This window comes from Paraburkholderia saeva (assembly GCF_907164555.1).
Taxonomy (GTDB): domain Bacteria; phylum Pseudomonadota; class Gammaproteobacteria; order Burkholderiales; family Burkholderiaceae; genus Paraburkholderia; species Paraburkholderia saeva.
Genome location: NZ_CAJQZC010000002.1, coordinates 306,874 through 319,462 on the forward strand (window position 1 = coordinate 306,874; position 12,589 = coordinate 319,462).

At 63.1% G+C, this 12,589-nt stretch carries 12 protein-coding genes; 3 read left to right on the top strand and 9 right to left on the bottom strand.

Annotated features, from left to right (window positions below):
* Nucleotides 1–45: 45 nt before the first annotated feature.
* The 6 genes from LPA36_RS05590 to LPA36_RS05615 all read right to left on the bottom strand — a co-directional run bounded on the left by LPA36_RS05590 (nucleotide 46) and on the right by LPA36_RS05615 (nucleotide 6,007).
* Nucleotides 46–1,155 (bottom strand): ABC transporter ATP-binding protein, encoded by a 1,110-nt coding sequence (locus LPA36_RS05590; RefSeq protein ID WP_228875145.1) that lies wholly within the window; start codon nucleotides 1,153–1,155, stop codon nucleotides 46–48.
* 77 nt (nucleotides 1,156–1,232) lie between these two features.
* Complete coding sequence (locus LPA36_RS05595; RefSeq protein ID WP_228875146.1) at nucleotides 1,233–1,922, bottom strand: HAD family hydrolase; 690 nt, start codon at nucleotides 1,920–1,922, stop codon at nucleotides 1,233–1,235.
* Nucleotides 1,919–2,782, bottom strand: a complete 864-nt coding sequence (locus tag LPA36_RS05600; protein WP_228875147.1) for a carbohydrate ABC transporter permease — start codon at nucleotides 2,780–2,782, stop codon at nucleotides 1,919–1,921. The genes LPA36_RS05595 and LPA36_RS05600 overlap by 4 nt, the downstream gene beginning before the upstream one ends.
* A complete protein-coding gene (locus tag LPA36_RS05605; protein WP_407674217.1) occupies nucleotides 2,779–3,714 on the bottom strand; it encodes a carbohydrate ABC transporter permease in 936 nt (311 codons plus the stop codon). Before LPA36_RS05605 ends, LPA36_RS05600 begins: the two co-directional genes overlap by 4 nt.
* A gap of 119 nt (nucleotides 3,715–3,833) precedes the next feature.
* Complete coding sequence (locus LPA36_RS05610; RefSeq protein ID WP_228875149.1) at nucleotides 3,834–5,156, bottom strand: ABC transporter substrate-binding protein; 1,323 nt, start codon at nucleotides 5,154–5,156, stop codon at nucleotides 3,834–3,836.
* Between the two features lie 68 nt (nucleotides 5,157–5,224).
* On the bottom strand, nucleotides 5,225–6,007 hold the full coding sequence (locus LPA36_RS05615; protein WP_228875150.1) for an L-iditol 2-dehydrogenase: 783 nt from the start codon (nucleotides 6,005–6,007) through the stop codon (nucleotides 5,225–5,227).
* A 288-nt stretch (nucleotides 6,008–6,295) separates the two neighbouring features.
* On the opposite strand from LPA36_RS05615, the gene LPA36_RS05620 reads away from it, so the two are divergent.
* Genes LPA36_RS05620 through LPA36_RS05630 form a run of 3 tightly spaced genes read left to right on the top strand, consistent with a single transcriptional unit; the run spans nucleotide 6,296 to nucleotide 8,938 of the window.
* The gene (locus tag LPA36_RS05620) at nucleotides 6,296–7,243 is read left to right on the top strand and encodes a metal ABC transporter solute-binding protein (RefSeq protein ID WP_407674235.1); all 948 of its coding nucleotides are present in this window, start codon (nucleotides 6,296–6,298) and stop codon (nucleotides 7,241–7,243) included.
* A complete protein-coding gene (locus tag LPA36_RS05625; protein WP_228875151.1) occupies nucleotides 7,240–8,163 on the top strand; it encodes an ABC transporter ATP-binding protein in 924 nt (307 codons plus the stop codon). Before LPA36_RS05620 ends, LPA36_RS05625 begins: the two co-directional genes overlap by 4 nt.
* Nucleotides 8,156–8,938 (top strand): metal ABC transporter permease, encoded by a 783-nt coding sequence (locus LPA36_RS05630; RefSeq protein ID WP_228875152.1) that lies wholly within the window; start codon nucleotides 8,156–8,158, stop codon nucleotides 8,936–8,938. The genes LPA36_RS05625 and LPA36_RS05630 overlap by 8 nt, the downstream gene beginning before the upstream one ends.
* 77 nt (nucleotides 8,939–9,015) lie before the next feature.
* On the opposite strand, the gene fghA is transcribed toward LPA36_RS05630, so the two are convergent.
* From fghA to LPA36_RS05645, 3 genes are all read right to left on the bottom strand, one after another.
* On the bottom strand, nucleotides 9,016–9,861 hold the full coding sequence (fghA, locus tag LPA36_RS05635) for an S-formylglutathione hydrolase (RefSeq protein ID WP_228875153.1): 846 nt from the start codon (nucleotides 9,859–9,861) through the stop codon (nucleotides 9,016–9,018).
* Nucleotides 9,862–9,877: 16 nt separating this feature from the next.
* Nucleotides 9,878–10,984 (bottom strand): S-(hydroxymethyl)glutathione dehydrogenase/class III alcohol dehydrogenase, encoded by a 1,107-nt coding sequence (locus LPA36_RS05640; RefSeq protein WP_228875154.1) that lies wholly within the window; start codon nucleotides 10,982–10,984, stop codon nucleotides 9,878–9,880.
* Nucleotides 10,985–11,077: 93 nt separating this feature from the next.
* Nucleotides 11,078–12,508 carry a xylulokinase gene (locus LPA36_RS05645; RefSeq protein ID WP_228875155.1) on the bottom strand — a complete coding sequence of 477 codons (1,431 nt, stop codon included), beginning with the start codon at nucleotides 12,506–12,508 and terminating at the stop codon, nucleotides 11,078–11,080.
* Between the last annotated feature and the right edge of the window lie 81 nt (nucleotides 12,509–12,589).

Here is a 12,589-nt window from a genome sequence, read left to right on the forward strand (position 1 = left end):
CAGCGCGGCGGCCTTGAACACCGCGCCGCGAAACATCGAAATCCCTCAGGCCGCCAGCACTTCGATGATCTTGCGCTCGAACGCCTGACCGTTCGCGTCGAACAGATGGCAGTGGTCCGGCGTCGCGCCGAGCTTCAACGTTTCGCCGCGATCGTGGCGCTCCAGCGGCGGAATGCGCGCGATGACACCGTCCGGCGCCACGCTCGATTCGGCATACAGATACGCCGCATCTCCGAGCGACTCGACCGCCATCGTTTTCACCGAAACACCGTATTCGCCCGAATTCACATGCGTGTGTTCGGGCCGGATACCGACCGTCACCTTGTCGCCCTCTTTCACCTTCGATGGCTCCACGGCCACGCGCTGCGTTTCGCCCGTGTCGTAGCGCACCGTCACGCCATCGGCCGCGACCGACTGCACCGTGCCTTCGAAGAAGTTCATCTTCGGCGAGCCAATGAAGCCCGCGACGAAGCGGTTCGCCGGCGCGTGATACAGCCGGTTCGGGCTGCCGACCTGCTCGATGTTCCCCGCCGACAGCACGACGATCTTGTCGGCGAGCGTCATGGCTTCGACCTGATCGTGCGTCACGTAGATCATCGTCGTCTTGAGCTCATCGTGCAGGCGCGCGAACTCAAGGCGCATCTTCACGCGCAACGCCGCGTCGAGATTCGACAGCGGTTCGTCGAACAGGAACACCTTCGGCTTGCGCGTAATCGCGCGGCCAATCGCAACACGTTGACGCTGTCCGCCCGACAGCTGCTTCGGCTTGCGGTCGAGCAGATGGTCGATGTGCAGGATCTTCGCTGCGTTGCGCACGGCCGCGTCGATTTCCGGCTTTTTCGTGCCGGCGAGCTTCAAGCCGAACGCCATGTTGTCGTACAGCGTCATATGCGGATAGAGCGCATATGACTGGAACACCATCGCGATGCCGCGTTTGGCCGGCGGAATATCGTTCACGCGCACGCCGTCGATGTTCAGGTCGCCGCTGCTGATGTCTTCGAGGCCGGCGATCATGCGCATCAGCGTCGATTTTCCGCAGCCGCTCGGCCCCACGAATACGACGAACTCGCCGTCCGCAATGTCGAGGTTGATGTTGCGCATCACTTCGGTTTCGTCGTAGCGCTTTGCGATGCCGCGCAGGGTCAGGCTTGCCATGATGTGTCTCCTGAAGGTGCTGCTGATGCTTCCACTTTCATGTTAATCGTGCGCGCCGCTTCGCTGGCTGTCCGGCTTCAATGCGAGCCAATGGCAACGCGCTCCATCCATTGCGTGACGAATCCCGGCAACTGCCGCATGTCGTCGAACACGTGCACCGCGCCGGCTGCGCGCAGTGCCTCGATTTGCGCTTCGTTCGCATGACCGCCGCCGATAAAGCCGATCACGGTCATGCCAGCCGCGCTCGCCGCGCTCACGCCCGTCACACTGTCTTCGACCACGAGACACGCGTCCGGCGTGAGATTCAAACCGCGCGCCGCCGCCAGATAAACATCCGGCGCGGGCTTCGGCAGCGCCACGCTGTCGGCGCAGAACACGCGGTCGCCGAAAAATTCGACGAGCCCCGTGCGCGCCAGCACCGCCTGCACATAAGCCGTATTGCTGTTGCTCGCGCAGGCCTTCTGCAGTGGAATCTCGCCAAGCGCGGTGACGATGCCCTCGACGAGCGGCGCTTCCATCGCACCGGCGCTCACCGCTGCGCGGATCGCCTCGATATCGGCGGCGCTCAGCGTGCGCTCGAGATGCGCCGCCGTCGCATCGAGCACGTGCTCGGTGCGCATGCCGAGCAACGGCATCAGGACAGGCGCGACATCCGCGTCGGGCCAGCGCAATTCCAGTTCGTGCACGAGCATCTGCGCGGCGATCGCTTCGCTGTCGATCAGCACACCATCGCAATCGCAGATGAGCGCGTGATTCGACACCCTCATTTGACCGCCCCGAAGGTGAGGCCGCGCACCAGCTGCTTCTGCGACAGCCAGCCGACGATCAGGATCGGCGCGACTGCCAGCAGCGAAGCCGCCGAGAGCTTGGCCCAGAAAAGACCTTCAGGACTCGAATACGAAGCGATGAAAACCGTCAGCGGCGCCGCGTGCGAACTCGACAGGTTGATGCTCCAGAACGCTTCGTTCCACGACAGGATCACAAGCAACAACGCCGTCGATGCAAGGCCGGGCAACGACATCGGCATCAGCAGATAGACGATTTCCTGCCAGGTCGCCGCACCGTCGATGCGTCCGGCTTCAAGAATGTCGCGCGGTATCTCCGCGAAATACGTGAACGACATCCACACCGCAATCGGCAGGTTGATGAGCGTATAGACGATCACGAGGCCGGACACCGTGTCGAGCAGCCCGGTGTTTTTCCACAGCAGATAGATCGGCACCAGCACGCCGACGGACGGCATCATCTTCGTCGACAGCATCCACAGCAGCATTTTCTGCGTGCGCTGGGTCGGAAAGAACGCCATCGCGTAGGCAGCCGGCACGGCGAGAAGCAGGCAGAGCACCGTCACGCCCGCCGAAATCAGGATCGAATTCCATGCGAACGCAAAGTAATTGCTGCGCGCGAACACCTCGCGAAAACTGTCGAGCGTCGGGATGAAAAAGAGCGACGACGCGTATGCCTGCTGCTCCGTCTTGAACGCGGTGATCGTCATCCAGAAGATCGGGAAGAACAGCAGCAGCGCGACGAGCCACGCAAGAATGCCGGGGATGCTGCGTCGAAGCTTCGCCGCCGGCGAATTGATCGACGAAGCAGATGCAGCGGAAGTGGCAGCAAGCTGGCTCATTTTTCGTACTCCCCTTTCAGGTTCTTCGCGAGCATACGCACGAGGAAGAACGACACGATATTCGCGAGCACCACGGCGAGAATCCCGCCCGCGGAAGCCAGACCGACGTCGAACTGCTGCAGGCCGAGCGAGTAGATCAGGTACGACAGATTGGTCGTCGCCGTGCCCGGACCGCCGCCCGTCGTCGTGTAGATTTCGGCGAAGATCGACAGCAGGAAAATCGTTTCCATCATCACCACGACCGCGATCGCCCGCCTCAGGTGAGGCAGCGTGATGAAGAAGAACATCGAGAACGGCCCGGCGCCGTCGATACGCGCCGCTTCCTTCTGCTCCTGGTCGAGCGACTGGATCGCCGTGAACAGGATCAGGAACGCGAATGGCAGCCACTGCCACGCGACGATCATCACCACGGCGGTGAGCGGATAGTTGGCAAACCAGTCGATCGGTGTGAGACCGATCGCACGCATGCCCTGCGCGACGAGCCCGTACACCGGGTGCAGGATCATGTTCTTCCAGATCAGCGCGCTGACCGTCGGCATCACGAAGAACGGCGCAATCGCGAGCAGGCGCGCGACGCCCATGCCGTAGAACTTGCGGTCGAACAGCACCGACATCAGGATGCCGCCGACCACGGTGATGATCAGCACAGAGCCAATCAGCTCCAGCGTGATCAGGATCGACGGTCCGAAGGCCGGATCACTGGCGAGATACTTGTAGTTGTCGAGGCCCGCGAAACCCTTCACATCGGGATTGAGCAGGTTGTAGCGCGAAAACGAAAACCAGATCGTCATCGCAAGCGGAATCGCCATCCACAACAGCAGCACGGCAAACGATGGCGAAACCAGCCATCGTGCGGACGCCGCCTTGCGGGTCTCGCGTTCCTTTTCGGTTTGGGGATGGACTTGCATGAGAGGAAGGCGCAGATGACGCATGATCGGACCACCTGTCGGGTAGTTCGCGGGCCACGAAGCTGCAGGCGGCCCGCTGTGCTGCTGCGTTCCGGCTGACGCGTGAACGTCAGCCGGCGCTTTGACTGCGGGTTACGTCGCTATCACTTCAGGTAGCCCGCCTGACGCACGGCGCGATCGGCGGTGGCCTGACCGGCCGCGAGCGCCTGATCGACCGTCATCTGGCCCGCGACGGCACCCGAGATGCTCTGACCGACCACCGTACCGAACGACTGGAACTCCGGAATGCCGACGAACTGCACGCCAGTGTACGGCACGGGCTTCGCCGTCGGATGGTTGGGATCAGCCGACTGGATTGCCTTCAGCACGAAGCTCGCAAACGGCGCGGCCTGCTGGTACTCGGGGCGCGCATACGTCGACTGACGCGTGCCCGGCGGCACCGAGGCCCAGCCTTCATCCTTCGCGACGAGTTCGATGTACTGCTTCGAGGTTGCCCACGAGATGAATTTCTTCGCGGCGTCAGGCTGCTTCGACGACTTCGGAATCGCCAGTGCCCACGACCACAGCCAGTGCGAGCCGTTCGGCGTGACAGCCGTCGGCGCCGCGGCGAAGCCAATCTTGTCGGCCACCTGCGACTGCGCCTTGTTGTACAGCATGCCGGCTGCGACCGTCGCGTCGATCCACATCGCGCACTTGCCCGAGGACATCAGCGTCAGGTTTTCGTTGAAGCCGTTCGAGCTGGCTCCCGGCGGGCCGTCTTTCTTCAGCAGGTCGACGTAGAAGTTCACGGCCTTCTTCCATTCCGGCGAGGTCAGCTGGGCATTCCACTTTTCGTCGAACCAGCGGCCGCCGAACGTGTTGACGAGCGTCGTCACGTACGCCATGTTTTCGCCCCAGCCGGCCTTGCCGCGCAGGCAGATGCCGTACGTGCCGCCCGCCTTGTCGGTGAGCTTGTCGGCGAATTCCCTGATCTGGTCATAGGTCGGCTGGTCGGGCATCTTCAGGCCCTTCGCCGCGAACAGATCCTTGCGGTAGAACGTCATCGAGCTTTCGACGTAGAACGGCAGCGCGTACAACTGGTTGTTGTACGACAGGCCGTCACGCGCGGTCTTCACGACGTCGTTGAGGTCGTAGTCGGCGGCGAGGCCGGTGATCGGCGTGAGCCAGCCACGCTTGCCCCATTGCGGCGTTTCATACGTGCCGATCATCATCACGTCGAACTGGCCGCTGTTCGTCGTGATGTCGGTCGTGGCGCGCTGGCGCAGCACGTTTTCTTCGAGAATCACCCAGTTCAGCTTGATGTCCGGATTGGCCTGCTCGAAGTTCGACGAGAGCTTCTTCAGCTCGATCATGTCGGGATTGTTGAGGGCTGCAATCGTGACGGTCGCGGCCGATGCATTCAACGCGGCACATGCGGTCGCGCTGGCGCCAAATAGCTTGAGCGCGGTCTGGAAGGCTGGTTTCATGAGTTGTCTCCTTCTGGATGAGTCGTTCTTCGTGTGATGCTTCTGGCGGATGGGTACAGCGCGTCGGGTTAGCTCATCCAGTTGCCGCCGTCGACGTTGAGCGTCTGGGCGGTGATGTAATCGGCGTCGGCGGAGGCGAGGAAGAGCGCCGCACCCGTCAGGTCGTCCGGCACGCCCATGCGGCCGAGCGGCACCGCTTCGCCGACGAGTCGTTTCTTCTCGCCTGGCGGCCGGTTTTCATAGCGAGCGAAGAGTGCATCGACCTCTTTCCACATCGGCGTATCCACGACGCCCGGTGCGATGCCGTTCACGTTGATTCTGTGCGGCGCGAGTGCAAGCGCGGCGGATTGCGTGTAGCTCAGCACGGCGGCCTTGGTTGCACAGTAGTGCGACACAAGCGCCTCGCCGCGGCGACCCGCCTGCGACGACATGTTGATGATCTTGCCGCCCTGTCCCTGCTCGACCATCTGCTGCGCGACACGCTGCATCAGAAAGAACATGCCCTTCACGTTGACCGCGAAGAGGCGGTCGAACACATCCCAGGATTCGTCAAGGAGCGGACGCATATCGAACAGCGCCGCGTTATTGAACAGAATGTCGATGCGGCCAAAGCGCCCGAGCGTGGCCGACACGATGCGTTCGATGTCGTCGCGACGCGTGACATCGGCGGACAAGGTCAACACGCGATCAGCATCACTTTGCGTCAGCGTCTGCGCGAACTGATCCGCGGGCTTCACATCGACGAGCACACAGCGCGCGCCTTCGTCGAGATAACGCCGGGCCACGGCTTCACCGATACCGCTGCCTGCACCCGTCAGGATCGCCACCTTGTCCTGCAATCGCGCGTTCAATGCTGTCTCCAGTTCTGCGTTCTACGTAGTGAGCGAACGCCCATCACGCGAACAATTGCTCTGTTAGTGATCGAATGATCGGATACGCATCGGGTCATGTCAAGGCGCAATGCAGGATTTCGATGCTGCAACGCGGCAGTGTTTACCCGTTTCCCGTCTGGCTCCCAGCCACGCCGACGTCTGGCGGATGCACGCGCCGCGCCAAAAAATTCGCGATACGTTATATCATTCCGAACTCGCGACAAATTGAGACGGATTCGCCCATCTTTCAAGGACCCAACAACCATGATGAGTACACCTGGCTCGCTGTGGAATCGCATGCGGCACGCTCGCGTGATATCGACGTGTCTGGCCGCGGGCGCGCTCGTGCTGGCGATCGGCCACGCCGCTTTTGCCGCCGATGCAAAAATTCCGGTCGTGGCAGCGGAGAATTTCTATGGCGATGTCGTGCGCCAGCTGGGCGGCGATCATGTGAACGTGGTGAGCATCCTCAGCAACCCGGATCAGGATCCGCACCTCTTCGAGGCGAGCCCGAAAACGGCGCGCGCGTTGCAGAACGCGAGCCTTGTCGTGTACAACGGCGCCGACTACGATCCGTGGATGGCGAAGCTGCTTGCCGCATCGAAGAATGCGAAGCGCACGACGATCGTCGCGGCCGATCTGACTGGCCGCAAAAGCGGCGACAATCCGCATCTCTGGTACGCGCCGGGTACGATGCCGGCAGTGGCACGCGCGGTGAACGCGGCACTTGTTGCCACTGATCCTTCGAACAAAACGGCGTACGATGCGAACCTCGCGACGTTTCTGGCTTCGCTGAAGCCGGTCGATGCGAAAGTCGCCGCGTTGCGCGCCAGCTATGCGCACGCGCCCGTTACGGCGACGGAGCCGGTTTTTGGCTACATGTCGGACGCTATCGGCCTGGATATGCGGAACATGCGTTTCCAGCTCGCCGCGATGAATGACACGGAAGCGAGCGCATCGGATATTGCCGCGTTCGAGCGCGACCTGCGCGACAAACGCGTGCGCGTGCTGATCTATAACAGCCAGGCAACCGAGGCGCTGACGAAACGCATGTTGAAGCTCGCCCAGCAGTCGAACGTGCCGACGGTCAGCGTCACCGAGACGCAACCGGCCGGCAAGACCTTCCAGCAGTGGATGCTGTCGCAACTCGACGACCTGGCCGCGGCGCTCGCAAAAGGCGACGCTGCCGGCAAGGCAAAAGGACAATCGCAATGACACCGACTGGCGCCGCGCAGCGCGGCTCCGCACCTGTGCTCGAACTCGATCGCGTTACGCTCGAACTGGGCGGCCGCGCGATCCTGAACGACGCGAGCCTCGTCGTGAACCAGAATGAGTTCATCGGCGTGCTCGGGCCGAACGGCGCGGGCAAGACGACCCTGATGCGCGCGGTGCTCGGTCTCGTGCCGGCCGCGAGCGGCGCCATCCGCGTACTGGGTCAGACGGTCGAGCGTGGCAATGCGTCGATCGGCTACATGCCGCAGACGCGCAGCGCGCTCGCCGGCCGCCGCGTGCGCGGTCGCGATTTCGTCGCGATGGCCGCTGACGGGCATCGCTGGGGTCTCCCGCATCACAACGCCAAAGCGCGCAAGGAAGTCGACCGCGTGCTCGAACTGGTTGGCGCGCGCGAACTCGCCTTGCGGCCGTTGTCGGAGCTTTCAGGCGGCGAACGTCAGCGGCTGCTGCTTGCGCAATGTCTGCTCGGCAATCCGCGTCTGCTGCTGCTCGATGAACCGCTGATCAGTCTCGACCCGCATCATCAAAAGAGCGTCGTCGAACTCGTGCGGCGTGTGCAGCAGGAACTCGGCATCACCGTGCTCTTTTCCGCGCACGAACTGAACCCGTTGCTGCATGCACTCGACCGCGTGCTGTATCTCGGCAGCGGCGTGGCGGCGCTCGGCACCGTCGATGAAGTGATCACGAAGCCGGTCCTGTCGCGGCTTTATGGTTCGGCGATCGACGTGATGCGCGTGAACGGCCGAATCTTCGTGATGTCGGGCGACGTCGAAGTCGAAAAGCACGATCACGAACACGAAGACGATCACGGCCACGATCATGGCGGCGGCCACGGACACGCGCATTCACCTGCGAAGGCGCACGGCCGCACACACCGCAACGGACATACGCACGATGTTTGAATACGATTTCATGGTGAACGCATTCGCCGCGTCGGGGATCGTCGCGGTGCTGGCGGGCATCGTCGGCTATTTTCTGGTGATGCGCGGGCAGACGTTCGCGGGTCACGCGCTCTCGCACGTCGGCTTTACGGGCGCAACGGGCGCCGTGCTGATCGGCGTGTCGCCGATCTGGGGGATGATCGGCTTCACACTCGCCGCGGGCGTCGGCATGGGCGCGCTCGGTGAGCGGCTCGCCGGACGCGATGTCGCCATCGGCGTGATTCTGTCGCTCGCGCTCGGCTTCGGTTTGCTGTTCCTGCACTTCTTCACCGCGTACGCGACCCAGGTCACCGCGCTGCTGTTCGGCAACGTGCTTGGCGTGAACACGTCGACGCTCGCGGTGCTGACTGGCCTCGGCATCGTCAGCCTGCTGGCGCTCGCGGCGATCATGCGGCCGCTGCTGTTCGCTTCGTTACAGCCGGAACTGGCCGAAGCGAAAGGCGTATCGCTGCGGCTTGTGTCGGTACTGTTTCTCGCGATCGCGGCGCTCGCCGTTGCGGCGTGTACGCAGATCGTCGGCGTGCTGCTCGTATTCACGCTGATGGTCGGCCCGGCGGCAGCCGCGCAGAACTTCACGACGCGGCTTTCCAGCGGGCTCGTCCTCGCTGCACTGCTCGCGCTTGCGCAGGCGTGGCTGGGCGTCACGCTCGCGTTCTACACCGACTGGCCGACGAGCTTCTGGATCACCGCGCTGGCCGCGCTGGTTTATGGTGGGAGTTTGTTGCGGCAGCGGTGAGGCGGCCGTTTTGACGAAAAAAAGGGACGGCGGAGATGATCCGCCGTCCCTTTTTCACGTCTGGCCGAACGTGACGTCTATCCGAGGAGCACCTTCGCATGATGCGCGAGATGGTCCTCGATAAAACTCTGGATGAAGTAGTAACCGTGATCGTAGCCATCGTGCCGGCGTAGCGTCAGCGGTTGGCCTGCAGCACGGCACGCTGCTTCAAACACATCCGGGTTCAGCTGTTCCGCAAGAAACTGGTCCGCCAATCCCTGATCGATGAGAATACCTTCATCAAACCGGTGCGTTGCGCGCGCCACAAGCTCGCTCGAATCGTACTGCTGCCACGCGCTGCGATCTTCGCCGAGATAACCGGTGAACGCCTTCACGCCCCACGGGCAGCGCGACGGCGCCGCGATCGGCGCGAACGCCGACACCGAACGGTAAATCTCCGGGTTGCGCAGCGCCATCATCAGCGCGCCGTGACCGCCCATCGAATGACCGAAAATGCCAAGGCGCACGCCATCCACTGGCAGATTCGCCAGCACGGTTTCACGCAGTTCGTCGCGCACGTACGAGTACATGCGGAAATGCTTCGACCACGGTTCCTGCGTCGCGTCGACATAAAACCCCGCGCCAACGCCGAAGTCCCAGGCAGCGCTTTCGTTCGGAATACCAGCGCCGCGCGGACTCGTATCCGGCGAGATCAGCGCGATACCGTGCTGCGCGGCGAAGCGCTGCGCGCCCGCCTTGATCGGAAACGTTTCCTCGGTGCAGGTCAAACCGGCCAGATAAAACAATGCCGGCACGTTGCCGTGCGACGCCTGCGGCGGCAGGTACACAGAGAAGCGCATCGGCAGACCCGTCGTCGACGAATCATGACGATAGAACCGCTGCACGCCACCGAAGCAGACATGCGAAGACAGAAGTTCGAGCATGGCGATCTCCCCTGCCTCAGTACAGCACAACCGAGCGGATCGACTCGCCCTTCTTCATCAGGTCGAAGCCCTCGTTGATGCGTTCGAGCGGCAGGCGGTGCGTGATCAGGTCATCGATGTTGATCTTGCCTTCCATGTACCAGTCGACGATCTTCGGCACGTCCGTGCGTCCGCGCGCGCCGCCGAACGCCGAGCCTTTCCATTCGCGGCCCGTCACGAGCTGGAACGGACGCGTGCTGATCTCCTCGCCCGCCGCGGCCACGCCAATGATGAACGACTGGCCCCAACCCTTGTGTGTGCATTCCAGCGCCTGACGCATCACCTTCGTGTTGCCGATGCATTCGAACGAATAGTCGGCACCGCCATCGGTGAGTTGCACGATGTGATCGACGACATTCTCGACTTCGTTCGGGTTGATGAAATGCGTCATGCCGAATTTCTTCGCGAGTTCGACGCGGCCCGGATTCAGATCGACTCCAATGATCTTGTCGGCGCCCACCATTTTGGCGCCCTGAATCACATTGAGCCCAATACCGCCGAGACCGAACACGACCACATTCGCGCCCGCCTCGACCTTCGCCGAATACACGACCGCGCCGACACCCGTCGTCACGCCGCAGCCGATGTAGCAGATCTTGTCGAACGGCGCGTCTTCACGCACCTTCGCGACGGCGATTTCCGGCACCACGATGTAGTTCGAAAACGTTGACGTGCCCATGTAGTGAAAGAGCGGTTTGCCATCGAGCGAGAAACGCGACGTTGCATCGGGCATCAGGCCCTTGCCCTGCGTCGAGCGGATGGCCTGACACAGATTCGTCTTGCGCGACAGACAGAACTTGCATTGCCGGCATTCCGGCGTATAGAGCGGAATCACGTGATCGCCCTTCCTTAGCGTACCCACGCCCGCGCCCACATCGACGATGACGCCCGCGCCTTCGTGGCCGAGGATCGCCGGGAAGATGCCTTCGGGGTCGGCGCCAGAGAGCGTGTAGTAGTCGGTGTGACAGATGCCGGTCGCCTTCACTTCGATCAGCACTTCACCCGCGCGCGGGCCTTCGAGATCGACTTCCTCGATTGTCAGCGGTGCGCCAGCTTTCCATGCAATGGCTGCCTTGGTCTTCATCGTGAATGCTCCTTAAAGTCGGTCGATGCGTCGATCGAGGTTCGGGTTCGACCGGAATGTCATGTATTGGTTTGCGAATTTCGAATTTCGAATTCAGTCAGGCGTGGCAGAGGCAGGAAACCAGTCCTCCACGCGCGCGTAAAGGTCGAGGAAGCGCGTATAACGCGCGGCCAGCGCACGATCGTTCTTCGGACCTGCGACGCGGGTTGTCGCCGGCCCCAGCGACGCCAGATCCGACGCATGCCAGTGCCCGCTCGCAAGACCCCCCAGTATCGCCGCACCACGACCCGCTGCGTTAGGACAATCGACCGCGTACAGCTCGACATCGAGCGCATCGGCGAGCATCTGGCGCCAGCGCGCGTCGACGGAGCCGCCGCCCGCAAGACGGAGCGTCGTCACTTCTGCGCCGCTGCGGCGAATCGCGTCGAGGCCCGCGCGCAGCGAAAACGCCACGCCTTCGAATGCAGCACGCATCATCGTGCCACGCGAATGACCGAGCGCGAGCCCGAGCCAGCCGCCTCGCGCCGAAGGATTGAGCCACGGCGAGCGCTCGCCGGTGAGATACGGAAGAAACGTGAGGCCGGGCGCGGCTTCGTCGGCGAAGGCATCGCGATAGGCGTCGGCCCATTCGTACGAGAGCCAGCCGCGCACCGCTTCAAGCGCGACACCGACGTTCTGCATCGCGGCCATCCGGTACCAGTGATCGGTTGCCGCGCGATAGCGATGCAGCCCGCGCGCCGCAGGCGGTTCGCCAGTTGCAAGGACGACGATCTGCCCGCCGCTGCCGGTAGTGAGCAGCGCGTCGCCATCGTTTGCAAGACCGCTGCCGAACGCGGCACACGGTGTGTCGGCCGCACCCGTCGCAAGCGTGATACCGGCACGCAGGCCCAGCGCGCGCGCCGCCTCGCCGGAAAGCACGCCGCCAGATGCATACGAAGGCGCAAGCGGCGCGAACCATGCGTGCGGCACGCCGAGGCGATCGAGCAGCGCGTGATCCCAGACGCCAGCCGGATCGGCGAGCGCGGTCGCGCACGCATCGGAAGGATCAGTGACGAACGCGCCGCCCAGCGCAACGCGCAGCCAGTCCTTCGGTTGCAACGCCCAGCGCGTGGCTTCCACAGTGCGCGGCTCGTTCAGCACGATCCAGCGCAGCAGCGGGCCCGCCATGCCGGGCGCAACGGGATTGGGTTGCGGCTCGGGCCACGCTTCGAGCAGCGACAGCGCGCGCGTATCGGGCCACAGCATCGCGGAGCGTACTGCGCGGCCCTGTGCATCGGTGAGCACGACGCCGTGCATCTGCCCGGAAAAGCCGATCGCGTGAACGTCGTCGCGCTCCGTGGCGGGCAGTTTCGCCGACGCTTCGCAGAGTGCGCGCCACCATGTATCGGCGGACGTTTCGGCCCAGCCGGGACGTGGCGTCGCGATTGAATACGCGACGCTCGCTGTCGCGCATTCGCGCCCTGCCTCATCAACGGTGGAAAGTTTCAGTGAACCGGTGCCGAGGTCGATGCCAAGAAAACGCATGGGCGAAGAAAGGTCGAAAGAGAGGAAAACAGGCACAAAAACAGGGCGCTTTTTGCGCGGCGCTTCAGGCATGTCAAAACT